The 23,651-nt window shown below is 50.6% G+C and carries 23 protein-coding genes and 2 tRNA genes; 8 read left to right on the plus strand and 17 right to left on the minus strand.

The window, feature by feature from the left end:
- Nucleotides 1-2: 2 nt before the first annotated feature.
- The 7 genes from H575_RS01395 to H575_RS01425 all read right to left on the minus strand — a co-directional run bounded on the left by H575_RS01395 (nucleotide 3) and on the right by H575_RS01425 (nucleotide 4,805).
- Nucleotides 3-476 carry a 50S ribosomal protein L22 gene (locus tag H575_RS01395; RefSeq protein WP_042696720.1) on the minus strand — a complete coding sequence of 158 codons (474 nt, stop codon included), beginning with the start codon at nucleotides 474-476 and terminating at the stop codon, nucleotides 3-5.
- Between the two features lie 5 nt (nucleotides 477-481).
- Nucleotides 482-892 (minus strand): 30S ribosomal protein S19, encoded by a 411-nt coding sequence (locus tag H575_RS01400; protein ID WP_042696722.1) that lies wholly within the window; start codon nucleotides 890-892, stop codon nucleotides 482-484.
- A gap of 6 nt (nucleotides 893-898) precedes the next feature.
- The gene (locus tag H575_RS01405) at nucleotides 899-1,621 is read right to left on the minus strand and encodes a 50S ribosomal protein L2 (RefSeq protein ID WP_042696724.1); all 723 of its coding nucleotides are present in this window, start codon (nucleotides 1,619-1,621) and stop codon (nucleotides 899-901) included.
- Nucleotides 1,622-1,631: 10 nt separating this feature from the next.
- Complete coding sequence (locus tag H575_RS01410; protein ID WP_042696725.1) at nucleotides 1,632-1,880, minus strand: 50S ribosomal protein L23; 249 nt, start codon at nucleotides 1,878-1,880, stop codon at nucleotides 1,632-1,634.
- A gap of 2 nt (nucleotides 1,881-1,882) precedes the next feature.
- Nucleotides 1,883-2,626 (minus strand): 50S ribosomal protein L4, encoded by a 744-nt coding sequence (gene rpl4p / locus H575_RS01415; protein WP_042696727.1) that lies wholly within the window; start codon nucleotides 2,624-2,626, stop codon nucleotides 1,883-1,885.
- Nucleotides 2,627-2,634: 8 nt separating this feature from the next.
- A complete protein-coding gene (locus H575_RS01420) occupies nucleotides 2,635-3,636 on the minus strand; it encodes a 50S ribosomal protein L3 (RefSeq protein ID WP_042696729.1) in 1,002 nt (333 codons plus the stop codon).
- 764 nt (nucleotides 3,637-4,400) lie between these two features.
- Nucleotides 4,401-4,805 carry a Tfx family DNA-binding protein gene (locus tag H575_RS01425; protein WP_042696730.1) on the minus strand — a complete coding sequence of 135 codons (405 nt, stop codon included), beginning with the start codon at nucleotides 4,803-4,805 and terminating at the stop codon, nucleotides 4,401-4,403.
- A gap of 312 nt (nucleotides 4,806-5,117) precedes the next feature.
- Here H575_RS01425 and H575_RS01430 point away from each other — a divergent pair, with 312 nt between their 5' ends.
- Nucleotides 5,118-5,960: a F420-dependent methylenetetrahydromethanopterin dehydrogenase gene (locus H575_RS01430; protein ID WP_042696732.1), complete on the plus strand. Its 843-nt coding sequence runs from the start codon at nucleotides 5,118-5,120 to the stop codon at nucleotides 5,958-5,960.
- A gap of 124 nt (nucleotides 5,961-6,084) precedes the next feature.
- On the opposite strand, the gene pdxT is transcribed toward H575_RS01430, so the two are convergent.
- The 4 genes from pdxT to H575_RS01450 all read right to left on the minus strand — a co-directional run bounded on the left by pdxT (nucleotide 6,085) and on the right by H575_RS01450 (nucleotide 9,049).
- Nucleotides 6,085-6,654, minus strand: coding sequence for a pyridoxal 5'-phosphate synthase glutaminase subunit PdxT (pdxT, locus tag H575_RS01435; protein ID WP_042696734.1), 570 nt, complete (start codon nucleotides 6,652-6,654; stop codon nucleotides 6,085-6,087).
- A gap of 4 nt (nucleotides 6,655-6,658) precedes the next feature.
- The gene (gene pdxS, locus H575_RS01440) at nucleotides 6,659-7,534 is read right to left on the minus strand and encodes a pyridoxal 5'-phosphate synthase lyase subunit PdxS (protein ID WP_042696736.1); all 876 of its coding nucleotides are present in this window, start codon (nucleotides 7,532-7,534) and stop codon (nucleotides 6,659-6,661) included.
- 307 nt (nucleotides 7,535-7,841) lie between these two features.
- On the minus strand, nucleotides 7,842-8,825 hold the full coding sequence (locus tag H575_RS01445; protein ID WP_042696737.1) for a 5,10-methylenetetrahydromethanopterin reductase: 984 nt from the start codon (nucleotides 8,823-8,825) through the stop codon (nucleotides 7,842-7,844).
- A 152-nt stretch (nucleotides 8,826-8,977) separates the two neighbouring features.
- Nucleotides 8,978-9,049 (minus strand) — tRNA-Arg (locus H575_RS01450).
- 42 nt (nucleotides 9,050-9,091) lie between these two features.
- Between H575_RS01450 and dcd the strand changes: the two genes are divergently transcribed.
- Nucleotides 9,092-9,523, plus strand: coding sequence for a dCTP deaminase (dcd, locus tag H575_RS01455; RefSeq protein WP_042696739.1), 432 nt, complete (start codon nucleotides 9,092-9,094; stop codon nucleotides 9,521-9,523).
- Here the strand turns inward: dcd and H575_RS01460 are convergent.
- On the minus strand, nucleotides 9,512-10,732 hold the full coding sequence (locus H575_RS01460) for a tripartite tricarboxylate transporter permease (RefSeq protein ID WP_042696742.1): 1,221 nt from the start codon (nucleotides 10,730-10,732) through the stop codon (nucleotides 9,512-9,514). The genes dcd and H575_RS01460 overlap by 12 nt on opposite strands.
- Before the next feature lie 54 nt (nucleotides 10,733-10,786).
- Between H575_RS01460 and H575_RS01465 the strand changes: the two genes are divergently transcribed.
- From H575_RS01465 to H575_RS01475, 3 genes are all read left to right on the plus strand, one after another.
- Complete coding sequence (locus H575_RS01465) at nucleotides 10,787-11,482, plus strand: uroporphyrinogen-III synthase (RefSeq protein ID WP_042696744.1); 696 nt, start codon at nucleotides 10,787-10,789, stop codon at nucleotides 11,480-11,482.
- Nucleotides 11,482-12,330 (plus strand): RNA-guided pseudouridylation complex pseudouridine synthase subunit Cbf5, encoded by an 849-nt coding sequence (locus H575_RS01470; RefSeq protein ID WP_042696746.1) that lies wholly within the window; start codon nucleotides 11,482-11,484, stop codon nucleotides 12,328-12,330. The genes H575_RS01465 and H575_RS01470 overlap by 1 nt, the downstream gene beginning before the upstream one ends.
- Before the next feature lie 37 nt (nucleotides 12,331-12,367).
- Nucleotides 12,368-12,451 (plus strand) — tRNA-Ser (locus H575_RS01475).
- Nucleotides 12,452-12,459: 8 nt separating this feature from the next.
- On the opposite strand, the gene H575_RS01480 is transcribed toward H575_RS01475, so the two are convergent.
- Nucleotides 12,460-12,945 carry a helix-turn-helix domain-containing protein gene (locus tag H575_RS01480; RefSeq protein ID WP_042696748.1) on the minus strand — a complete coding sequence of 162 codons (486 nt, stop codon included), beginning with the start codon at nucleotides 12,943-12,945 and terminating at the stop codon, nucleotides 12,460-12,462.
- A 106-nt stretch (nucleotides 12,946-13,051) separates the two neighbouring features.
- On the opposite strand from H575_RS01480, the gene H575_RS01485 reads away from it, so the two are divergent.
- On the plus strand, nucleotides 13,052-13,513 hold the full coding sequence (locus tag H575_RS01485; RefSeq protein ID WP_245554478.1) for a winged helix-turn-helix transcriptional regulator: 462 nt from the start codon (nucleotides 13,052-13,054) through the stop codon (nucleotides 13,511-13,513).
- A 5-nt stretch (nucleotides 13,514-13,518) separates the two neighbouring features.
- Here the strand turns inward: H575_RS01485 and H575_RS08830 are convergent, their stop codons facing one another.
- From H575_RS08830 to H575_RS01515, 4 genes are all read right to left on the minus strand, one after another.
- Entirely contained in the window at nucleotides 13,519-15,456 is a 1,938-nt protein-coding gene (locus tag H575_RS08830; RefSeq protein WP_052319894.1) for a tubulin/FtsZ family protein, read from the minus strand.
- Between the two features lie 51 nt (nucleotides 15,457-15,507).
- Complete coding sequence (locus H575_RS01495; protein WP_042696753.1) at nucleotides 15,508-16,683, minus strand: hypothetical protein; 1,176 nt, start codon at nucleotides 16,681-16,683, stop codon at nucleotides 15,508-15,510.
- Nucleotides 16,684-16,716: 33 nt separating this feature from the next.
- Entirely contained in the window at nucleotides 16,717-18,234 is a 1,518-nt protein-coding gene (locus H575_RS01500; RefSeq protein WP_042696757.1) for an AMP phosphorylase, read from the minus strand.
- Between the two features lie 1,278 nt (nucleotides 18,235-19,512).
- Complete coding sequence (locus H575_RS01515; protein ID WP_162139388.1) at nucleotides 19,513-21,903, minus strand: PGF-CTERM sorting domain-containing protein; 2,391 nt, start codon at nucleotides 21,901-21,903, stop codon at nucleotides 19,513-19,515.
- A gap of 552 nt (nucleotides 21,904-22,455) precedes the next feature.
- Here H575_RS01515 and H575_RS01520 point away from each other — a divergent pair.
- Nucleotides 22,456-23,466, plus strand: a complete 1,011-nt coding sequence (locus H575_RS01520; protein ID WP_042696767.1) for an adenylosuccinate synthetase — start codon at nucleotides 22,456-22,458, stop codon at nucleotides 23,464-23,466.
- A 3-nt stretch (nucleotides 23,467-23,469) separates the two neighbouring features.
- Nucleotides 23,470-23,649, plus strand: coding sequence for a methytransferase partner Trm112 (locus H575_RS01525; RefSeq protein WP_042696769.1), 180 nt, complete (start codon nucleotides 23,470-23,472; stop codon nucleotides 23,647-23,649).
- Nucleotides 23,650-23,651: the final 2 nt, after the last annotated feature.

The following is a 23,651-nucleotide window of genomic DNA, read 5'->3' on the forward strand; positions in this document are numbered from 1 at the left end:
ACTTACTGTACCTCGCGGAGGATGAGTTCAACGTTGACGGAATCTCTGTGTTTGGGAGTAGCTCTGCCCATTGCACGGGGGAAGATTCCTTTCATGCAGCGGCCTTTGTTTGCAGCGGCGTGGATGATGACCATCTTTTCCGGTGCAAGACCAGCATATTCTGCATTTTTCTGTGCGGAGCGGATTAAACGGACGTATTCTGCGGCTGCCTTGACAGGGTATCTGCCGGCTGCGGTTCCGAAGGTTTTGCCGTTTAAGCTCTTCTGGTGGCTGACGTTTCTGTTAAAACGGTGGAACGGCACTGCGCGCTTGAGGTCGATGACCTGTTCAAGGTAGGCAACTGCGTCGTCTGCCATCATATTACGGACAAGGTGAGCGATTTCAATAGCATGCTTTGGTGAGCAGCCAAGTTCGTTCGCTTTGGCACGGGCGATGTTGTCGCCGGTAAGTTTGTTGCTGTATTCTGTTCTTGCCATAACAATCACTTCAACGGAACATACTTACTCGACTTGGTTGCACCGATACCGGCACTTCCGTGGGTAACTTTCTTACGGGTCAGAGCGAACTCTCCAAAGTAGTGGAAAACTCCTTCGACCGGGATCTCTACGTTAACGAACTCCTTACCGGAGTAGATGGCAACATTCTTGCCGACCATTTCGGGGAGGATAATCATTGAACGGCTGTGGGTTCTTACACCGTCACCTTCAGCGATCTTCGCGCGAACGTCCTCTTCATCACGGGTAAATCCGCGAAGGACCTTTCTGCGTGCGCCGCTGGGCATAATAGCAAGAAGCTCGTCCATGGACATGGCTTTGAGCTGCTCGATATTGAAGCCGTGATAGGTGTATTCCTCTCGCCGCTTTGGCATTCTCTTAGTAGTTTTCTTTGCCATTTACGTTCACCTCCGGTATCCGGTTCTCCGTGCTGCAACGGATCCGACTTTTCTACCGGGTGATGCTCCACGGGCAACGGTCTTTGGTTTACCTGGGTGCTGATGTCCTCCACCACCGAATGGGTGATCGATGACGTTCATTGCGACACCACGGGTTCTTGGCCAGCGGGTTGCCGAGGTTTTCATCTTGTGATACTGTTTACCTGCTTTCAGGATCGGTTTGTCGCCGCGTCCTCCGCCAGCTACAAGGCCGACGGTTGCAAGGCATGCTTCATTGAACCATTTGGGTTTTCCTGAAGGCATTCTGACACCGACTTTACCAGCGGATTTTCCGATGATAACAGCCTGGACACCGCTTGAACGAACGAATTTGCCGCCGTCTCCGGGGCGTGCTTCGATGTTGCAGACGGCAACTCCGGTCGGGATTGCTGAAAGCGGTAACGAGTTGCCGTTTTCGACAGTGGCTTCAGGTCCCCATACAAGTTCCTGGCCAATACCGACACCTTCGGTGATCAGTGCGTATTCTTTCTTTTCAGCGATCTTACCTTCGATTTTCACGACGGCGATCGGCGTGTGACGGGCCGGATCGTGCTCGATGTCGATGACGGTTGCACGAACAGTCTGAAGTGCGGAGCCAAAGTGCTTGAGCTCTGCTTTATACTGGTGCGACGGGGCGCGGTAGGTTGGACCGCCTTTTCCACGTGACTGTGTACTGATTCTGTGTCCCATTTATCTCACCTTACACGATTCCGAGCTGAGAAAGGATTTCTTCAGCGGCGTTTTTCTCTTCGAAGGTAATGACTGCCTTCTTGTTTCCTTTAGAGGTCATCATGGTGTTGATCGAGACGATCTTCTTACCGAAGTTCTTCTCCATTGCTGCCTTGATGGATGCTTTGCCGGCTTCCTTTTCAACGATGAAGGAGAGCTGGTTTGTGTTCTCTAAAAGAACCATGGCTTTTTCTGTTACGAGGGGGTGTGCAAGTGTCATGATTAGGCCTCCCCGAACTTCTTGATTGCAGCTTCGGTCCAGACGGTCAGTCTGCCGGCGTCGGCTCCGGGTGCAAGAACATTGATGTTCAGTGCATTGACGGGGACGCAGTCGACTCCTGCGATATTGGCGCCTGCAAGGAATTCACCGGACGTCACGATAAGAGCAGACTTTGCCTGCTTATATTTGCGTCCACGTGTCTTTCCGCGGCCGGCACGGATATTTCTGGAAAGTCTTGCACGCTCAAGGTCAGCTCCAAGTCCAAGTGCCATAAGGGCGAGCTTGACTTCAGCGGTCTTGGCGATCTGCTCAAAGGAATCATCAACGATAATTGCTGCTTCGCCTTCGAATTTGTGACCGCGGGCGGCGACAAGTTCGGTGTTGACGGTAGCTGCAATGGCTGAGCGGATTGCCTTTGCTTTCTCTTTCTTGTTGATCTTCTCAACAAGGATCTTCTCTGCTTTGGGTGCGTGTGCCGGGTGACCGCCTTTTACGTTCGGTACTTTTGCAGCACGGCTTCCGTTTTTGATACGCGGGATCTTAGCTTCACCGCGTTTGGATCCCCAACCTACTGCAGAGGTGCGCAGACCTGCATACGGATCTGCACCGTGCGGCTGGTACTGTTCGCTCTGGTAAGCGAGAATGGCCCTTTTGATAAGGTCCGGGCGGTATGCTTCATCGAAGACGGCCGGAAGTTCAATTTCATGGAGGACTGAGCCGTTAATTGCTTTTACATTTGCTTTCATCGGTCATTTCACCCCTGCTTGCTCTGAAGACTGACATATTCCACAACCGGTGCCTGAATCTTCTGTTCACCCATGCGGGTCGCAGACCGGATTCTGACAAGGCGTTTTGCCGGTCCGGGGATGCTTCCTTTGATCAGGACGTAGTTGTTACGGACAAGACCATAGTGGAGGAAGCCTCCGGCCGGGTTGATTTCATCTGCGTTCTCACCGATCTTGATGATGCGTTTGTTGAACTCAGTACGCTGCTGGAAACCCATCTGACCGGGCATTGGTACCTGCCAGCGGACGTGGTGGGGAGTCCATGGACCAAGAGTTCCGATGTGTCTTTCCTTCTTGGTTCTTGCGTGTTTTCTCTTACGAAGGGTGATGCCGAATCTTTTGACTGCACCCTGGAATCCTTTTCCTTTGGTGATACCGGTGATGTCAGCGAACTGGCCCTCACTTAAGAGAGATTTCATATCGACATCGGTTCCAAGGATGGAAAGAGCATAGTCAAAACGTTCCTGTGCACTGCCGCCTGCAACACGGATCTCCATAAGGTCGGGGACCTTCTTTGGGATACCGGTCAGTTCAGTCGGTTTGGTGTACATGAGCACCATTACTTCGACAACATCGCCAATTGCAGCATTGATTTTTTCCGTTGCTTTTGCAGCGTTGTTGGTCTTTGCTTTGGTGATTCTGCCGGAGAGTGCTTCGAGGTTTTCTGCCCAGACTTCGGTAAGCGGGTGTTTGCCATAGGTATCTTTGACGTAAACACGAATGGCGGCAACGCTCATGGCGGGGATCTCGATAACGGTCACGGGAACCATTACTTCCTTACCTTCAGTCGGACTCTTCTTGTGATCGTCGATCATGATCACATGGGTCATACCGGCTTTATAGCCTGCAAATCCCTGGAGCATGGGCTGTCCGTTGTATTCAGGCCAGGACTGGTACTTTGGTACAATACCCTTGGCCCGTTTACGGGGATAGTATGCAAGGGACCCTGCGCGGGGTCTCACTGTTCTCATTTATTAATCAATCCTTTAGTGCCTTCTCTTGCATTATGCAAAGAAGACGTCTGCTGTGGTTGTCATCAATATGACAGCCGTTCTTTCACCGCCGGCTTCCCAAGAATTCAGGAATCGACCCGCGGGACGCAATTTGTCAGTCTCTGTGTTTGACACACCCGGTCTGCGCCCGAGAGGCAGAGAGTGTGTGACACATTGGACGGAAAGACGGGAGTTCAACCCACGTGTATTCCAACGTGTGAAGGCCTGCAAAGCTCTGCTTTGCATGCAATTGAGATTCCTTGCGGGATATCCGATTATGAACACGATAACGTCTTATCTGTTCATTTACCCGAGTTGCAGTAATGATACTGCGATTTCCAAGTCTCACGAAAGAGAACCTGACTTCCGATACGCTTCCTGACGTCCAGGAAAGGGCACATCTTAGAGACGTTCGCCCGGCGCATCTGATCAGACCTATTGTAGGTCTTAACGTCTGCCACGGAATTACCCGTTCAGAGTTACACAATTACAAAACAAACGTGAAACCACGATTGTTTCATACCAACTGGATATCCTCATTCAGCAGATTGTGCTGATATCAGCCTATTGAAGGCTCCTATGTTATTGGAGGAGAGAGAATATAAATTGTTGTATGGCTAAGAGAAATCAAAAAAAAAGAAATGGTACGGAGCAACTAGAAGATACACGTCACACCGTTTCGACCGACAGCCATGAGAGAGAGGGAGAGACACGGCGCATTACAACCGAAGAGAGGAGGATTATTAGCCGAAGTAGAGATCGCCTTCATTATTCAGATAAACGATGATGTCCTCTTTGACGTGCCGGCCCTTGATCTTCTCCGGCATATATGAAGAGATACGGTTGATCAGAGCAAGTGTATCATACCTGATCTTGATATTGAGAGGGGCAGCCGACACATAGATTATCTTGGGAGCTTCCATCAGATCAGTACCTTCGGGAAGAACACATAATTCAGTCGCATCAAGCGTGTACAAAAACTCAAGAGTTTCTTTTGCCCGGCGGATATTTTCATTCGCGGATTTTTCGATCGTGCATATGTTGGCCTTGGATGTGCCAAGTCGGTCGGCGATCTGCTGCTGCGTCATACCCTGTTTCCGGTATCGTATGACTTCCTTCTGGCGGTCAGTAAGAAGTGTATCTTTCATCAGTATTAATTCAACCTGATTAACTATAAATGATTTGATTAAACATTCCTAAGAAACGGATGTCCAATAACAGTACGCGCAGACAAAGAGAGAAGATTACAGCCCGGATTTCACAAAAATTACGTGAGAACCCGATTATTCCCACATACTGTAGAGGAGCCATAGTAAAAATACCTAAGCATTTGATTCTGATAGATGTGAACAGGCCGAAATCACGATTATTTGGTTTGAGGGCAATGCCATTCACAAACCTTATATTGATTCTCGTCGATAAACTGATGTTCTCATTTCAAAATGAGAGGTGTATCAAATATGGTAGTTAAGGTAGGAGTTGCAAAACTCGGTAACATCGCATCAGGTGTTATGGCAGAGTTGCTTTTAGATGAGCGTGCAGACCGTGAAGACATGATGACATTCATGGCGACTTCCGGAACCAAACTGCAGAAGGAAGATGTTGACCGTGTCGTTTCAAACCTGAAAGCATGGCAGCCTGACTTCGCAATCGTTGTTTCCCCGAACGGAGTTCTCGAAGGACCAGTCGGCGCACGCGAGGACCTGAAAGCAGCAGGTATCCCGACCATCGTCATCACTGACGATGTCACGACCAAGAAAGAAGGCTGGGAAGCACTCAAGGCATCCGGCTTTGGCTACATCATCGTCAAAGCAGACGCAATGATCGGCGCCCGCCGCGAATTCCTCGACCCAGTCGAGATGGCAGACTACAACGGCAACCTCGTTAAGGTCCTTGCCCTCACCGGTGCATTCCGCAAACTCCAGATGGAGCTTGACAAAGTAATCGACCAGGTGAAAGCAGGCAAGAAGGGTGCAGAGATCGAACTCCCGAAACTTGTTCTGAACTCTGACAACTCCACCAAAGGCGAGTTCACAAACCCCTATGCACTGGCAAAAGCACGTGCAGCATACGAGATCGCATCAGCAGTTGCAGGTGTAAACGTCAAAGGCTGTTTCATGACCAAAGAGTGGACAGACTACGTACCAATCGTCACCTCCGCACACGAAATGATGCGTGCAGCAGCAGATCTTTGCGATCAGGCACGTGAACTCGAGAAGGGATGCGACGGCGTTATCCGCAAGCCGCACAAGAAGACCGGTGAGATCGTCTCCAAGGTCGCCCTTATCAGCAAGCCCGAGTAAATCGGACATCCCAATTTTACCATTTTTCTTTTTGGATCAGGGAGCGGGAATAAAAAAAACCCGCCCCCATATGTAAATAATATAATCCCTTATTCAACAGCAGGAAGAAATTAAAAAAAAAAGATCAGGCATTGCCTGAGATCATGTTGATGAAATACCGATGGACGGCGGGATCTTTTCCGAGCTCCGGATGGAATGACAGGACAAGCTGATTTTCTTCGCGAGCGGCGACGATGTTTCCATCAACTTGGGCAAGCACGACCACATTTTTGCCAGGGGCGGTTATCACCGGCGCACGTATGAAGGTCATCTGAATATCTCCGGTTTCGGCAAACGGCGCATATGTTTCAAAACTGCCAAGCTGCCGGCCGTAAGCATTCCGTACAGCTGTAATGTCCATCGTTGCAAGAGAGGGACGGCCGCCCTCAACATATTTTGCAAGCAGGATCAGACCTGCGCAGGTGCCCATTACCGGAGTGCCGGACAATATGAGTGAACGAAGCTTCTCATAAAGCCCAAGGTCCTGGAGGAGTTTTGACATGACCGTGCTCTCCCCCCCTGGAAGGATCAGACCATCCGGTCTTTCTTTGAGATCGGAGATATTGCGAATCTCAAACGTCTCGGCACCCAGACTTTCCAGCATCCTGATGTGTTCGATGAATGCACCCTGAAGTGCCAGAACACCGATCCTCATAACGTTATTTTCCCCGTTCCGCCATCAGGATGGAGATCTCATCAGCGTTGATGCCGACCATCGCCTCACCAAGATCTTCGGAGAGTTCGGCAAGTATTGCCGGATTATTGTAATTCGTGACAGCCTTTACTACAGCTGCTGCACGCTTAGCCGGATTGCCTGATTTGAAGATACCTGAGCCGACAAATACACCCTCGGCGCCAAGCTGCATCATGAGTGCAGCGTCTGCAGGCGTGGCAACACCGCCGGCGGCAAAGTTGACTACCGGAAGTTTGCCGTTTTCATGAACATACTGCAGAAGATGGACAGGGACCTGCATATCTTTTGCCGCAACGTAGAGTTCATCCTCACGAAGGCTGACGACACGGCGGATCTCACTGTTCAATGTGCGCATATGACGAACGGCCTGGACGATGTCGCCGGTACCTGCCTCGCCTTTGGTCCTGATCATCGTTGCACCTTCGGCGACACGGCGGAGAGCCTCGCCAAGATCACGGGCGCCGCAAACAAAAGGAACATTGAACCGGGTTTTGTCGATGTGATGGAGATCATCTGCGGGGGAGAGGACTTCACTTTCATCGATGTAGTCGATCTCGATAGCTTCCAGGATCTGCGCTTCGACAAAATGTCCTATCCGGACCTTTGCCATAACGGGGATCGATACCGCCTTCTGGATACCTTTGATCATCTTCGGGTCGCTCATACGGGAAACTCCCCCGGCGGCACGAATATCAGCAGGGATACGCTCCAGAGCCATAACAGCACAGGCTCCTGCATCCTCTGCGATCTTAGCCTGCTCCGGCGAGGTGACATCCATGATCACGCCTCCTTTCAGCATCTGTGCAAGTTCCTTGTTAAGTTTTGAACGATTTTCTGTCATGAACACTCACGGATTGTATGGTTATTATCCTTTGAAAGGCAGATGACCTATCAGTAGAATACCTTATTCAATATACCACTGACGTTATATCAGGGTTTTGGATGAATGAAAGATACTTGAGACCTTGCTGACTGGAATGCAGTTGAGCATTTTTAAATGAAATCTGAGGAATAGCGAAAATTAACGCATACATCAAGAGTCTTTTCGTAAAAAATCCGAAAGCTGAGCGGACACTCACGGGAAAAATCTGTAAAATGATCTCCGGGAAAATTGTAAAAGAAAAAGGGTAAAATCGGCAGTGCCGAGTTTACATAATCTTGCCGAGGAGGCGGATCGAGGTCGTCATGTCGGGTCCGAGCGGGGAACCGAAGATGATCTGCGTAACGCCTGCGGCGGTAAGGTCATCGCACTTCTGGCGGATAGTGTCTGGGGTACCGCAGATGGTGAATGCTTCAATTTCTTTGTCAGTTACAAGTCCGCCGACTGCACCGAAGTCAAAGCGGGACAGTGCGTCCTTAATCTTTGCTACGTTTGCAAGGTCGAGACCGTGGCGGAGAAGAAGTGCTTCGGGAGATCCTGCTGCAATGAATGCTGCGACGATCTTTGCTGCCTTCTTTGCTTTCTTCTCATCTTTGTCGATGGAGAGTGCAGTGTATGCTCCAACATCGAATCCCTTCTTGCCGACAGAGTCGCATGCGGCTTTGATGATTGGGATTGCGACTGCGAAGTCTTTGGGGTTGGATGCGTTGATAAGTGCACCGTCGCCTTTCAGTCCTGCGAGCTCAAGAACTTTGGGTCCCTGTGCGCCGACATAGATTGGGATACCTTTCTTGCCTGGGAGTGTAACACCGGTAAGTTTGGCACCATCGTAGTCGAAGAACTGTTTGCCGTCTTTCTTAACTTCTGCACCGCTGCAGAGTGCGCGGATCTGGTCGATTGCTTCACCGAGTCTTGCGACCGGCTTTTCCGGCTGGATTGCCAGTTTCGGAAGGGTGGACAGGTCACCTGGGCCGATACCGAGGGTTGCACGTCCATCGGAGATCTCGTTAAGAGTGCAGGCAAAGGATGCCATTGCTGCCGGAGTGTCAGTGAATGCATTCATGATACCCGGACCCATCTTAAGAGAGGTCGTTGCCTGTGCTACTGCGGTTAAGACCGGGTAACAGTGGCGGTTGTTGTAGTGGTTGGTAATCCATGCAAAGTCAATGTCTTTGCTCTCTGCGAGCTGGCAGAAGTTAACTACCTGCTTGACATTTACGTTTCCTGGAACAAACTCAATTCCATAAGTCATAGTTCTTTACACCTCACGTTAAAATTGCTCTCCTCTGCTTAAATATATTCTGATTTAAAAGAGGGATTTGCGGCAGAATTCCGGCCATTTCTCTACGATCAGAAAAAAATGCGAAAAACAGGGCTTTTTGTATGCGCTCTCTATGAACGGAACGGACCTGCCGGGGATCGAACCCGGTTCTTCGGGTTCGAAGCCCGAAAGGATATCCACTACCCTACAAGTCCAGAGTCTCATATTATATTTGCGTCCGGTGCGTATTATCATATATGGTTCTTTCTTCATCGATAATCAGGACACGCATCAAAGACGGGACACTGGGCATAGATCCGTTTGCTGAAGAATCTCTTCAGCCTTCATCCTATGATCTCAGAAGTGCCGAGGATATCATCATGAAAAAAGGTCAGCTTACCCTTGTTCCGACGATGGAGTTTGTCAGTCTCCCAAAAGATCTCTGTGCGACCCTCTGGGGAAGATCCTCTTTTGGAAGAAAAGGTGTTGTGCTTGGCGCCGGCTATATCGACCCGGGATTTCGAGGGAATCTGACGCTCTGTATGGCTAACTGCGGACCAGAGGATATCCCTGTCACCAAAGGTATGCGGGTCGTTCAGATGCTTATCCATACCGTAGAGGGGGAAGTGGAAAGTGCGTACAACGGCAATTATCAGGACAGTTTTGGCGTGGTCAAATCAAAAATTTAGGATCCCGAGCGTAAACAGCATCACCGGCAGCATGATCGCCCCCATACAAAATATCCTCGGTATGTCGGCCATACCTGGGACTAGACCCACTAGCGTGGATAATATCAGGATCAAAACGCCGAAGGGACCGCAAAAGATCACTGTCATCCCCACAAGAAAGAGCAAGACGCCACGGGCAATGATCTTCTGATCCAGATGCATGATCACACGGCTGAGTTTCGAGGAGGAGACCGTGACGAGATAGCCGGCCAAAGCAGCGGCGCCGGCTGCCAGGACCAGCAGATATACCGACGGAAGATCGAAAGAGGCAAGCGTGACCATAGCCCCCGAACGCATCCTCCCCAAAGCATACAAAGCGGCAAGACCCAAAACGGCATTTGCCGTATTCGCTGCAGATGTTGATACAAGATACTCGCGCGGATCCATCTTTTCCGAACTTCTTCTGACCGCGAGCAGAGCGTTCGCGGTACCGCTTGAAAATCCGGGAAGCCAGCCGACGATCGCTCCGGCGAAAGCGCCTTTGATACCGTTTCCAATGATCGATCCCTGTGAGATCATAAGTCCGGAAAATGTCTGCTCGGCAGGTTTTGACAGAGCCCTCATCGACGTAAGAAGAACAGGGATCCCGAAAAGACCGGTCAATAGCGGGAGCAGGATCTCACCTATGCCAAAGACGCCGAAGGAAAAGTAGGAAAAACGCATTGCATATATGCCAAGAAGACCGGACACAAGAAAAACGGCAAAGGACCAGGAAGGAGCTTTGCTGAATACGATCAGAAGTCCGGCTGCAAGCAGGATGACAAGACCAACGCCCCAGTCGACATACTCCTGAACCGAGGGAAGGAAGATCATAAAGAGAGCAAATAACGGAAGACAGAAGACAAAACCCCACAGACTGCCAAGAGCTGAAACTCTGACCGCCTCTTCGCCGTTTCCCATAAGACAGAGATTGTGAGCAGGAAGCACGGAAAGTACGGTGTCCGGATCGGGAACGCCCAAAAAAGTGGACGGAAGAATGTCAGCAAACGTATAAACCACCATCATCGACACGATCATCACAGAGATGCCATCGATGCCGAATACAACGATAAGAGGCACTGAGCATGCCGCGAGAAGCCCGGCGAGGGTGTTTGAATGGATGCCGGGCACAAAACCTGCGATAATGCCCAGGGTGACACCTGTGAAAAATCCGGCAACAACACCCAGCATACTAGTGATTTATACACAACGCCTATTAAACCTAACAGTCCAATAATCTCATATATGTTAATCGCCATAACCCGTCATACGGGGGCTTTAGAGGACGCTGCCCTTTGTGAAAGATACAACCATAAAGCAAAGGTTGTATCACCCATAAAACCGGTCAAAGATCTGGAGGTCATCGGCAAGTTCCTCAAAGCTGCAAATGAGGAGGAGTTCGACGCCGTCTTTTTCCCGAATGCATATGTCGCAGAAAAACTTGGGCCCTGTATCGACCCGAAAATCGCATCCAGGGTCAGAATAATAGGGAACGGACCGCAAACCGCAAGAATTCTGCATAATATCGGTCTCGCTGCAGAGATGCTGCCGTTTTTCTACACAAAAGACCTCGTGATGTACCTTGATCGTTGGATCCGCGGAAAAAAGATCGGGATCCCGCGAGCAGGAAACACCTATCCGAAACTTACCGCAGACATACAGCGGGCAGGAGGGATACCTGCAGAATACAAATGCTATGATGTTGAGAAGACGGATGAAGTCATGGACCTGACAGGAGTCGGGGCGATTTTATTCACGAGTCCTGTGGCATTCAGACTGGCCATACTTCCAAAAATGGAAAATATCATTCAGATGGCAATCGGTGAAGAAACAGCACACGAGATGATGTACGGGGGGGATGCCCCTTCCGTAATAGGAGACGGGTCGATCGAAGGGACACTGAAAGCTTTGAATGCCTATCTGGTGACGGAGAGCCACTGATGGGATACACGGGGGTCATTCTGGTCGATAAACCTCGCGGACCCACCAGCCACCAGGTTGCGGCCTGGGTCGGCAAAATGCTGAAGTCGGATGTCGGCCATTCGGGAACACTGGACCCGATGGTCTCGGGGGTCCTTGTTGTCATGCTTGGAAAAGCAGTTCGGCTCGCCCCCCTTCTGCTTCAGCATGAAAAAGAGTATGTGGCGTGTATGCGCCTGCATGCGGATATGCCCCGTGAGCGCGTTGAAGAGGTCGTAAAGCAGTTCACCGGCAGAGTGTATCAGCGACCACCCAGACGCTCGGCAGTGAAGCGTGCTCTTCGGATACGGGTCATCTACAGAATCGAACTACTCGACATGCAGGACAGACTGGTTCTGTTAAAGATCCGGTGCGAAGCGGGAACCTATATCAGATCGGTCTGTGTTCACATCGGCAATGTGCTCGGATGCGGAGGCCAGATGGTAGAACTGCGCAGAACGAAATCCGGCGGGTTCTCATCAGACGAGGCGCACACCCTTCATGAACTAAGAGATGCCGTGGAGATGGATGAGAAAGAAAAACTTGCAGCGATGATCCTTGCGCCGGAACGGGCGATCGGAGATATCCCGAAGATCGTCATAAGAGACAACGCAGCAAAAGCAGTGGCAAATGGAGCGATGCTCGCCGGCGTCGGAGCTTTATCGGTGGAAAAATTCTCACGCGGCCAGAGTGTTGCTCTGGTCACGCAAAGCGGGATGCTCATCGCGCTTGCTGATTCACTGTTCGATTCGGACAAGATCGTCTGCGGAAGCCCCGGCCTGATCGCGAAATCGACACGCGTGTTCGCCAGGCCCGACTCAGTAAGTTAATAAAGGCAGAGAACACATCTTTTATGCTAGTTTTTATGCTGAGGTAGTCTAGCGGTAGGGCGCGGGCCTGGAAAGCCCGTGAGGCGAAAGTCTCTCGGGAGTTCAAATCTCCCCCTCAGCGTTCTTGTTTTAGAGTCGTTTTCCAATGGATTCAGCTGCGCCGAGGACGGCGTGCATATCAGGTTTCAGGATCGCTACGGGAACATCAACCATTTTTTCGATAAGAGAGGCAAGGATCGGAGCACAGATGATGCCGGCTGCCCCGTCGTTTCGTGCTCGTACGGCCACAATAAGACAGTCTTCAAGAGAGTTGGCTGCATACCCTTTGATCCTGTACTCTGTCCCGTTTGCTATGATCTTTACCCCTTCGTTCTCGTCGAGGAGGAACTTTGCCGCGATCAATGCGATGAATTTGCCGTGACGGGGAGAGAAGGCTGCAACGATTTTTTTCACGGTAGAAAGCCGTGGATCGCGCTCGCCTGAGGCAATTTTATACAAGGTGACCGCAGGTATCCCGGTCATTTCCGAAAGCTGGCGAATGCTTAGACCCCGGCGATCAAGTTCTTCGGACAAAGCAGTCCGAAAATCGGTCTCAAATATTCTCTGCTCAAACATACTGCTCTATCATAGTATATACTATTGGATAAATAATCTCATCCATCATCTCATACCACAGACCGCGTGAAAGCATCTGGACACCGGGGTTTCTTTTGGAAACTTAGTGTTACTTTTATTACAGGGCGGATCGTATCATGAACACATGGAGAAGCTGGAAAAATCTGATCACACGACCGTATGTTTTTGCCCGATGCATGGAATACTTGACACGATCAGTAAAAAATGGGCACTCATGATCATCGCAGTGATAGGAAACTCAGGGTGTGCAGGATTTAATGAGCTGAAGCGCGAACTGGGCAACGTCAGTTCAAAAACCCTTTCGGTGACCCTGAGAGATTTGGAAGAAAGAAACCTGATCGACCGCAGAATATTGGACACCAGCCCCCCTGCCGTCAGATATTATCTGACCGTCACGGGATGGGAGCTGCGCGAACTTCTGATCCCGCTTCTTACATGGGTGATCAAAAACGGCGGACATGCTGAAGAGGGATGTCCGATCCACATCCACATGGAACCTAAACCCGCTGAACAGAAAAAAGCAGAAGGATTTGTTCTGGAAGAGTGAAAAGATCAGATCTGCTTTTTTTTCTTTGCTTCCACTTTTCCGTCGATGTTTTTTGGAAGAGGGATCGAGGTCACGCGGATCGGCTGGTCGACATCTTTTGCGACCCTGGTCTTTGACATTTTAATATCTGCAGAGTCATCCTTTGCCCGTTTGGAACTTCCGGCCTTTACCGATCCGACGGTGTCATTAGGGCGTGTGTATGATGACATCCGGATCTGTTCGTCCGCTTCCTTCGGGCGCCGGGTATCAGCCATCCGGATCTGCCCGTCAGTCTCCTTCGGGCGCTGCTGAGAAGCCATTTTCATTACCGAACCTTCCAGAACTCCGGATGACGATCTTTCAGATCTTTTCGCCGGTCCGGCCGCAGAAATTTTTCCGCCGTCATACGTCTCCCGGGGTTTGTCATTACCGCCGACATTTGCCTTGCCTGAAAGAACGCCGTCCTCCTTCTTGTCACGTTTCGGAAGAGGGATGCTGGTATCGATCTTTTGTGTTTTTTTCGCAGCGCCGACAGCGATCTGCGGATCCTTTTTCTTTGGAGATTGTTTTTTGGGAGGGGACGCTGCCGGAGTTTTTGCCCGGATGATCACCGGCTCGATCTCAAAAAGATCGTCCTCCTGGTCGGGTGTAGATTCTACTGCGATGCGTTCTTCAAAAATATCCTCGTCTGCATATTCCATAAAATCACCATGTTCCCCATATCCGTCCGATCCCTGCGGCAGTTGTCCAAGATCGACCAGGTCATCTTCGAAGATGACCTCGTCCTTTGCCATTGCCAGAAGAGGGATATCGGATGTTTCGATCTCTTCACAACCATAGACTTTGTTCTGCTCTGCTTGATAGACCATCCGTATCTCATCAAGTTCGGCGACCCGGGGAACATTTTGTATGCCGGCAAGAACGATGATGACACCAACAAATTTCGTGGATTTGACCGGATAGTCGCCGGCACGCATCTCAAGCCCGCGAATGCTGCGGTCGATCCATTTTCGCACGGTCTGGAATCCTTTCATAGAGAGTTCCTTTGAGGGGCCGGAGATGAGGATCAGAGCTTTTTCTGCCGAGGTGAGATCGCAGGGGACCGAGACCTCCTCATACACCGCTTTTTTTGCAAGTTCCACGATACGGGAGGTCCGAAGATGGCCTTCATTGAGGAGATACTCCTCGACTCTCAGTCGTTTCATGAAACTTGACCAGGCGGTCGGCAGTTTTTCCACAGCATAGCCGATAGATACCAGATCCATGCCGGTGAGAGTATTCAGGATCTCTCCGGCATCCAAAACGACTTCGGCAGACTCAACACCTCTGAGGCCGAACTCGCCTGCACGAAGAAGCAGGCCAACTCTGGCAGCAAGATCCTCATTCAGCCGGGCGTAGAGCTGTTCGATCGTTGGTTTCGAAGCTGCCGGATCCTTTTCCGCAGCGAGGGAGATGTCCTGGGTGATCTTGGTATACCAGGTTTCGTTGTCGAAGAGCAGAGAAGCGCTCGTAACTTTCCGGATGGCGGCGAGCGTCTCGGAGGCATGGGCGGAGACTTTGATCCCTTCGTTTCTTCCAGGAAGGGTCAGAATCGTAAAAACCGGATCGGGAAATGCGGCGCTGAGCTGGTTGACAAAATCCGGCACAAGCTCGGCCATTCTGCCGCCAAGTCCGGCACATACAAAAATCGCGTCGACTTCGTCGACTCCCGCATCCTGAAAACAGCTGGCGAGATGCCCGGTGTCAAAATCAGAACCGCGATCGTACACTTCTTTCACCGGGTCGATGGGCGTTAATACGGTCCGGTTGGCTGCCGGGATCCCGGTGAGCCGGTTGATGAGATCGCGATCCGAGTCAAAGGCATATGAGCGGACGCTTTTCACGCCGCTTTTGGCATCCTGACGTGCCAACGTCTCAACGATCCGGCATCCCGCACCTCCGACTCCTATTAGTAACGCCCGCATCTGTATGTTTGTATTATTCCCCTTGCAAAGATATAATGTTTATAGAAAATATCACAGTGAATCCTTTCTGCCTGATGCAGGCGAACGGGATTTTCCGGATTTTTTTGTCCGGTGTCTTTTTCCGGCGGTAACGAGGATCAGGAGAAGGATCACAATGATGATGCCAAGAGCAGCAATGCCGATGAACGTGGTCGGCAGATTCTCCGATAAGGTGAGGGTGACTTTGTTGTCCGTATCGGCACGGACAAGGTAGGTGAGATCGGTTCCGGTGTATCCTTCGGCAGACGCGGAAAGCACAAGCGTTGTTCCGGGTTTGATGTTGGATGTGTAGGTTCCGTTGAGGGAGGTGAGGCCGGCTGCAGTTTTGTCGAAGTAGACGATCGCCCCGGAAACCGGTTTTTCATGAGCAGTCACCAGAATCGTGAGAGGAACAACGGCGTAGGCAAGTTCGATGATGATATCGGGATCGGCAGAGGTGAGATAAAGCGCCTGTTCGTTTGATACGTATCCCTCTTTTTCAATGGTCAGCGTATAGTTTCCTGAGGTGCAGGTTGGAAGCTGAGCACGCCCGTAGGAGTCCGAGTAAGCGGCGATCTTTTTATTGAGATAGACGGCGGCTCCGGAGACGGGAAGCTTCGCTTCATTGTAGATAAGGATCAGCGGCGTTAACCGGGAGGTGGTGAGAGGTATCGTCAGAGAGGTCTGGTCTGTGCCGATGTACTGTGATGAACTGTAGGGATCATACGATCCGGCAGTGACTTCGATCAGGTGATACGACCCTTTTTCGATGCCGACGTGCAGAAGTCCGGCGCTGTTGGTTGTGCCTGACGCTTTTCCGTCTATGTTTATTACCGCTCCGGCGACCGCTGCGCCGTTTTCATCGGTGATCTTGATGGAGACGGGTGTTTCCGAGACGAGATAGACGGACTCGCTTCTCGGCATTGTACTGATGGTGATGGTTTTCGTCTGGGAGATGTAGCCTGATTTGAAAACTGAGAGGGTGTAGACCCCGCCGTATTCAACTTCGGAGAAGTGGGCGGCTCCGTTGACATTTGTGTAGAGGGTGTTGGTGACCGTTCCTTTTGTAATGACGACGTGTGCTCCGCTGACCGGGTCGTAGTTTGCATTGTTGTCAAACACATTTACCGTTAAGGTAGTGGAGACGGCGGAGACGGGACCGCATAAAAAAAGAAGGAGGAGAAGTACTGCAAGGATACGCTTTATCATTATATTCATCTTTTGCGGTCAACTCCTATTAGTTCATCGGTTGCTCGAGATGCGTTCGAGAAGCATGCCTTCGACAAGGACGGGGTAGGTGGTTCTTGCTTCTTCGACGGCCCGGGTAAGACGCCAGCCGCGTTCGGCGTAGATGGTGAGGAGAGGTTCGCCGCGTTTGACATATTCCCCGGGTTTTTTGTGGAGATGGAGACCGGCGCCGTGATCTACCGGGGATCCGGCTGCCCGGGCAATGCTGATGAGTGCATGATTTTTGATGGAGACCACGTAGCCGTCTGAAGCTGCAGGTACAACAAAGGTGTGTTCACCGACGGGGAAGTCGGTCGATTTGACTTTGGGGTCGCCGCCCTGGATGTCGATGATGTCGAGCATTTTTTTGAGGGCTTTTCCTTTTTTGATCTGGTCGTAGGCAGCGTCCGAGCCGGTTCCTGAGCCGGATTTGCCGGTCATTTCGAGCGCGATGCCGGCGATGGCGACACTTTTCTGGACAAGGGAGTTGGCGCCCCGTTTTCCTTCGAGGATGCTGAGAGCTTCGGAGACTTCGAGGTTGACGCCGATGTTTCTGCCGATGGGAGAGCCGCCGAAGGTGACGGCGCATTCCACTCTGATCCCGAGACGGTTTCCGAGGGTGATGAGTTCGTTTGCAAGTATGCGGCCTTCTGCTTCGTCAGGGATTTTTGTGCCGGGACCGATCGGGATGTCGATTACGCAGGTGTCGGATCCGACGGCAAGTTTTTTTGCCATGATGCTTGCAAGCATCTGACCCCTTGCGTCGATTTTGAGCGGATATTCGTAGGTGACGATCATGTCGTCGGCAGGAGCGATGTTGGTTGATCCGCCCCAGACGATGACGCCGCCGGCTTTTTCGGTCATTGTTTTGATTTCAGATGCCGAAAAAGCGACTGGAGCGAGTGCTTCCATGAGGTCGGCGGTCCCGCCGGCTCCAGTGATGGCACGTGAGCTGGTTTTCGGGATGAGGAGACCGGCTGAGGCGATGATGGGGACAACAAGGAGGGTGATTTTGTTTCCGGGAACGCCGCCGATGGAGTGTTTGTCGACGACGGGTTTTTTCGAGAAGGTGATCTGTTCGCCTGAGGCGACCATCTCACGGGTGAGGAATTCGACTTCGTCCATGTCAAGGCCGTTGATGTAGGCGGCGGTGATGTAGGCGGTGATCTCAGATGGAGAGAGTACGTTGGATGACATGTCGGAGATGATGGCGGCCGTTTCTTCGCGGGTGAATTTGCCTCCGTCCATTTTTTTGCGGATGAAGGCGATGGAGGAGGGACGGGAGGCCGCACGGATCTCAATTTCATCCCCTTTTTCTCCGTCGAGTGCGTTGTTGGTTCCGAGAGATACGGTGGCAGTTCCCTGGCTGGTGAGGGTTTTTGTGATGGAGACAGGGGCGGCAATGGTGTGTTTGGATTTTATGCGGGTGATGGTGACCCGGTCTCCTTCCAGAACACCGATATGTCTGGCGTCGATGTCATTGAGAAGAATAACGGGAGTTGATATGTCGATGATATCAAGGATGAGGTTCATAATGATTCTCTTTTGGTCGGGAAAGGATAAGGATTTTGTGACGGGACGCCACGAAGTGGCGTCCTCAGTCGAGCAAGTTACGGAGGGAGCGAGAGCGAACGACGATGACTTGCGAGTGCGGATCGACGGCGTAGCCGGCGATCTTAGCTGAGCAAATCTTTGATTTGCGAGTGCGGGTTGGACGCTGAAAGCGGCCGACCTTAACCGAGCAAATCTTTGATTTGCGAGTACGGGGGACCCCGAAGGGGTGCCCTCAGTCGAGCAAGTCAACAGACTTGCGAGTGGGGGCGGTGATGGTATGTTTGGTTTTTTGTATCGATGTGACGATTCTTTTGGAGAGGAGACAGGAGGTTTGTGAAGAAAAAAAGGGTGCGTTGAATTCTAATAGGAGTTACGCGGTGTGCTCTCAACCGAAAAAAACTGAAGTCCTTATGAGATGTACTTCGATTTCGTGTACGGCATTAATCTAGACACAAGAGAAAAAACCAACCGCGAATCGGCGCGAATCCCGCAAGCCGATGGCTTGCTCCCAGAATCGGATTTGCTGTTCCTCACTTTCGCAATCCAGCTTCGCTGTCTTGCTCATCCCTTCATCGGGAGCGTTCGGGCAAATCCTGTCGCCGCCCCAGCGGCTCCCATTATTGATTTGCCTCTTGATCTTATGTCATGATTATATGTTGTAATTGTCAGTAAAATGGATATTATTCAGATTAAGAACTGCTCAATGAATCTCTCCCTCACGGGAGGCGCAGGGGCGCCGACAGGATTTGCCCGAACGCTCCCGATGAGGGATGAACCGGCGGGACGATAAGACCCGCCGTGTTCAAGTGACGACCAGCAAATCCGATTCGCCTCGCCCGATGGGCGGATTCAAGCGAGGGTCGAAGACCCGAAGCGGAGAGCAAATCTCTGATTTGCGGTTCGTGCCGATTCGCGGTTTGTTTTTCTTCATGTTTCCACACCCAGTAATACCCTTCCTGAATTGAATTGAGGATAACACCGCATAAGCCCTATTCAAATAGGAGTTCCCCAGTGTTGATGCTGATTCAATAGGGGAAAGAGGCGATAAGGTGTGGAACATGAGAATATCGTCCGTGTAAATCAGATGAATCTGATCTTGCTGAGTAATGCCTAGAGTGAGAAGCAGCCACATCAAGGAAAATATACCCGCATATCCAGAATACAAAATCTGCAAAAAAGCCTTTTTGGAAAATTTGGGGATTTGTGCCCCGGGTGGGACACAAATCTGTCTTAGCCGTTAAAATTCTTCAGAAGAATTTAGTCGCGGCGGAGGACGAGAACTGCGACAGCGCCAAGGCCGGCGAGTGCAAGGAATGCACCGAAGCCTGGGGTCGTGGTCGGAGTTGCAGTTGCGGTTGCAGTTGCGGTTGCAGTTGCGGTTGCAGTTGCGGTTGCAGTTGCGGTTGGGGCTGCTTCGAGGACCTTGAAGGTCGTAGTAGCAGATTGGTCAGCTACTATTGCCTGAAGAGTGTATGAGTCAACATTTAATCCGGTGGTGTCGAAGGTGACTTCCCAGGTGTTGACGCCGTCAGCACCCTTAACGACCTTGGTGGTCAGGGTGATGAACGATGCAGAGTTAACTGAGGTCTTTTCAATTGCAGTAAATGCAGTGGAAAGGACATCAACAGTTACAGTTTCGCCTGCTTTGACATTGGTGGTACCTGATACCTTAAGGGCAGAGCCTTTAGTAACATCAGATACTGGGGCCATAGTGACGTATGGCTTGGCAACAATAAACTGAAGTTTTACGTAGATATCATCGATATCCTGATTGTCAAGTGCCTGGCATAATGCTTCAGCAGCATTTGCGCTCTGGCGGTTAGCAGTGTTGAAGAGTACTTTGTTCTGTCCTGCATCAGTAATAACTGCAGATGCACCAACATCAGCAAGTACTAACGGAGTTGCATATGCTCTGCTTGCAGTCCATACAACAGGTAATACTGCGGCACCTGTCTGCTGTGCAGCAGTCAGCGTGTATTCGCCCTGTGCATTGACGGCTTCTTTGTTGTTCATAACAATGGTTGCCGCATTGCTGTTTGCAACCCAGTTAAAAACACCAGGAGTCACTTGTGTAACAACAATGGTGTTAACTGGAGCTACATTGAAGTTTCCATCATACATGGGGTGCTGAACTACAACGAAGTACTGACCAGCATCAAGACCTGATGTTTGGATCTTTACTTCGTAGTGTGCATCATCATCGACTTTGATGTTGCCGGACGAGTAGTAATTCGTACCAAAGATATAGTACTTAAGACCTTTGTCTGCTGCTTCTGCAGTTCCGGTAATTACGATCTTGTCACCCTGTGCAACTGTTGAAGATTCTGCGGTTGCAGTAAGGAACGGCTGCTTCAGAGTTACAGAGATAGATTCATATGCAGAATCCTTGTCCATTGCTCCAGTTGCGGTTACCGCAGCTGCAGCGTAGATTGTATAGGTTCCTGCATCATAGTTCGCACCGGAAATCGTAAGATCCTTTGACCAGACGTTACCTTCTTTCACGGTTGCTGTTGTGAGCTGTGTTTCAGGAACGTTTGAACCTTTGATGAAGATATAAGTAGTCTTGGATTCAGTGTTAGTTCCAGAGAGCTTCACTTCCTGACCAAGGTAATAAGAGTCAGCTTCTGCTTTGATGGTAATATCTCCACCTTCAACAGTTACTTTCTTTTCCTTTGTGCTGGTTGCACTTCCTGTGAATGCAGCGGAAATGAGATAGGTCTCTTCGACAGTGCTCTGGATCTCGACTGCAATCTTACCGGAATCCGGAATAGTTACAGTAACACCACCAACAGCGGTTAAATCAGTCCTTGCTGCAGGTGCAACACCCGGCTGTCCCGCAATTGAGAAGAGGCCGGCAACATCTGCTGTCAGAACGGCAACATCTCCAGGAACACCGGAAAGGGTCACAAGGAAGTTGTTTCCTTTAACGATAGTGTCTTTGGAAACAGTGATTGCCTGTTTTGTCTCTGCAATGGAGAATGAATATACTGTTTTACCGTCGAGATACTTGTCCGGAGTTGTGGATGAAAGTTTACCTACAGGCGCTCTTACAAACTTAGCCTGTACGGACCATGTACCTGTTTCTTCACCAGAAATATCGACACCAACTACGGGAGTTGCAGTCGTACTCCAGTCAACGGGTGCGAGTGGAGCACCAGCTTGACCAAAGATGGTTGTCTTACCACCAGTTGGGGTAGTAAATACAAGACCATAATCAATACCTGATGTGTACAGACTAGTGGTTGGCATTATAGTGGAAACATCAATCAGGGACGTAGATGGAACTGTGCCACCAATGATTGATGCAGTAGTTCCAGAGATGACCATCTCAACCTGTGCGGTCGGATACATTAAGATGAAGTTATCAGTTGCTGCACTGCTTCCAGTTAATGTGTATCGTCCTTCTTTGATGTTGTCACCAACGAACATGACAGTACCAGGGGTACTGCCAAGAACACAAGTTACGGTCTTTGATGAATCGCTAGTGTGATAATAGGTATTACCAACTGCATAGGTAGCAGTAAATGGAGCACCTGGAGTTATCTCTTCATATACGAATACCGTATCCATTGCAGCACCTGCGCTGACAAAGAAAGTCAGTGCAAGGAATACTGCAAGAACTGCGGTAATCATTTTAGTTGTTTTCAATTTCAATTCCTCCTAAATTAGGATTGTAAATTTTTCTTTGCATGTTTGACATGCGATACGTGATATTCGACATGCGTCGAATAAGCATTCTGCAAGGGTCATACTCCGATCAACGGAATATGCTTTGATATTTGATTATGTAATATAATAGACTTTGTGGTCAGGAGCCTTGTTCCGAGGCATTTCCGGCGATACGCTCAGCCAAAAGAGCGGACACGCACACTGATGATCACGGCTTTCCGGCGAAGAAACTGCCGGGAGTGGTTTCGACAAACGACGGATTGGCGTTCGCAGGGATACGTCATTTGCATAAATGTGAGCGTGAGTGCACCATATTATATTAGTGGTGGGGCGAGAGCAGGGGATTGTAGGGGGAAAGGATTTTCCACCCCGCATTCACAAGTCTATCGACTTGTTCAGCTGAGGCCGCATTTTTCAAATGCGGCCCGCAATCGCAAACCTGCGGTTTGCTCACCTAAGGTTACTCGCTTCGCTCATAACCCGGTAACCCAAGTCCTTATCACCAACTGCATCCAATAATATTCGATAACCATGCCAAGTACGATCATAGTCGGCGGCTTTTTTGGCGACGAAGGGAAAGGGAAGATCGTCGCCCACATTGCACAAAAAGACCAAGCAACCATCATTGCCCGCGGCGGAGTCGGACCCAACGCAGGCCACACCATAAACGTACTGAACGAAAAATACGTTGTCCGTATGATCCCGTCAGGATTCCTCTATCCCAAAGCGGAACTCATGATCGGAAGCGGCGTACTCGTTGACCCGAGAGTCTTCGCTCACGAACTTGACATCCTCAAATGCGCCGGCAGAACCAGAATCGACAGCCGTTGCGGGATCATCGAAGAAGAGCACATCCTTATGGACAAAAAAGATCCGCATCTTGCAAAAACAGTCGGATCCACCGGCTCCGGATGCGGACCCGCAAACTCAGACCGCGTCATGAGAAAAGGCCGTCTTGCAAGAGACGTTCCCGAACTCGCACCCTACATAACCGATGTTGCCCAAAACGTCAACGACGCGATCGAAAAAGGTGAATCCGTTCTCATCGAAGGAACACAGGGGTTCGGCATCTCCCTTTACTATGGAAACTACCCCTTTGTCACCAGCAAAGACACCTCAGCTTCCCAGATGGCTGCTGACGTCGGTGTCGGCCCGACCAACATCGACGACGTCGTCGTTGTCTTCAAAGCATTCCCGACACGAGTCGGCGAAGGACCCTTCCCCACCGAACTCACCCACGACGAATCCATCGCCCTCGGAATACAGGAATTTGGCGCCGTCACCCGCAGAGAGCGCCGTATCGGCATGTGGGACGGAAAAATGGCCCGCTACTCCGCAATGATCAACGGCTGCACCACGATCGCCATAACCGGAGTCGACCACATCGACGAAACAGTCTTTGGGGCGACCGATTACGCAAAACTCACTCCCAAAGTACTTGCGTTCATCGATCAAATCGAAGCCGACACAGGAAAACCCGTCGGGATCATCTCCACCGGACCTGACCAGTCACACATCATCGACATCAGATCAGAGCTGTAATACATGAAACGCCGGATACTTGACATCATCTGCTGCCCCGCGTGCAAGGGAAAGTTTATGCTTACAGAGATGGAGGGTAATGATACAGAAATACTGGAAGGACTCTTAACCTGTACTGCATGTAAACGGGTCTATCCGATCTCATCAGGGATCGCAAACCTCCTTCCCGAAGATCAGAGGTAACC

This window comes from Methanocorpusculum bavaricum DSM 4179, from assembly GCF_000430905.1.
Taxonomy (GTDB): domain Archaea; phylum Halobacteriota; class Methanomicrobia; order Methanomicrobiales; family Methanocorpusculaceae; genus Methanocorpusculum; species Methanocorpusculum parvum.

What these genes read in the sequence shown, in the direction of transcription:
- H575_RS01395 (WP_042696720.1), bottom strand. Translation starts at nt 476, where the DNA reads ATGGCAAGAACAGAATACAGCAACAAACTTACCGGCGACAACATCGCC.
- H575_RS01400 (WP_042696722.1), bottom strand. Translation starts at nt 892, where the DNA reads ATGGCAAAGAAAACTACTAAGAGAATGCCAAAGCGGCGAGAGGAATAC.
- H575_RS01405 (WP_042696724.1), bottom strand. Translation starts at nt 1,621, where the DNA reads ATGGGACACAGAATCAGTACACAGTCACGTGGAAAAGGCGGTCCAACC.
- H575_RS01410 (WP_042696725.1), bottom strand. Translation starts at nt 1,880, where the DNA reads ATGACACTTGCACACCCCCTCGTAACAGAAAAAGCCATGGTTCTTTTA.
- rpl4p (WP_042696727.1), bottom strand. Translation starts at nt 2,626, where the DNA reads ATGAAAGCAAATGTAAAAGCAATTAACGGCTCAGTCCTCCATGAAATT.
- H575_RS01420 (WP_042696729.1), bottom strand. Translation starts at nt 3,636, where the DNA reads ATGAGAACAGTGAGACCCCGCGCAGGGTCCCTTGCATACTATCCCCGT.
- H575_RS01425 (WP_042696730.1), bottom strand. Translation starts at nt 4,805, where the DNA reads ATGAAAGATACACTTCTTACTGACCGCCAGAAGGAAGTCATACGATAC.
- H575_RS01430 (WP_042696732.1), top strand. Translation starts at nt 5,118, where the DNA reads ATGGTAGTTAAGGTAGGAGTTGCAAAACTCGGTAACATCGCATCAGGT.
- pdxT (WP_042696734.1), bottom strand. Translation starts at nt 6,654, where the DNA reads ATGAGGATCGGTGTTCTGGCACTTCAGGGTGCATTCATCGAACACATC.
- pdxS (WP_042696736.1), bottom strand. Translation starts at nt 7,534, where the DNA reads ATGACAGAAAATCGTTCAAAACTTAACAAGGAACTTGCACAGATGCTG.
- H575_RS01445 (WP_042696737.1), bottom strand. Translation starts at nt 8,825, where the DNA reads ATGACTTATGGAATTGAGTTTGTTCCAGGAAACGTAAATGTCAAGCAG.
- dcd (WP_042696739.1), top strand. Translation starts at nt 9,092, where the DNA reads ATGGTTCTTTCTTCATCGATAATCAGGACACGCATCAAAGACGGGACA.
- H575_RS01460 (WP_042696742.1), bottom strand. Translation starts at nt 10,732, where the DNA reads ATGCTGGGTGTTGTTGCCGGATTTTTCACAGGTGTCACCCTGGGCATT.
- H575_RS01465 (WP_042696744.1), top strand. Translation starts at nt 10,787, where the DNA reads ATGTTAATCGCCATAACCCGTCATACGGGGGCTTTAGAGGACGCTGCC.
- H575_RS01470 (WP_042696746.1), top strand. Translation starts at nt 11,482, where the DNA reads ATGGGATACACGGGGGTCATTCTGGTCGATAAACCTCGCGGACCCACC.
- H575_RS01480 (WP_042696748.1), bottom strand. Translation starts at nt 12,945, where the DNA reads ATGTTTGAGCAGAGAATATTTGAGACCGATTTTCGGACTGCTTTGTCC.
- H575_RS08830 (WP_052319894.1), bottom strand. Translation starts at nt 15,456, where the DNA reads ATGCGGGCGTTACTAATAGGAGTCGGAGGTGCGGGATGCCGGATCGTT.
- H575_RS01495 (WP_042696753.1), bottom strand. Translation starts at nt 16,683, where the DNA reads ATGATAAAGCGTATCCTTGCAGTACTTCTCCTCCTTCTTTTTTTATGC.
- H575_RS01500 (WP_042696757.1), bottom strand. Translation starts at nt 18,234, where the DNA reads ATGAACCTCATCCTTGATATCATCGACATATCAACTCCCGTTATTCTT.
- H575_RS01520 (WP_042696767.1), top strand. Translation starts at nt 22,456, where the DNA reads ATGCCAAGTACGATCATAGTCGGCGGCTTTTTTGGCGACGAAGGGAAA.
- H575_RS01525 (WP_042696769.1), top strand. Translation starts at nt 23,470, where the DNA reads ATGAAACGCCGGATACTTGACATCATCTGCTGCCCCGCGTGCAAGGGA.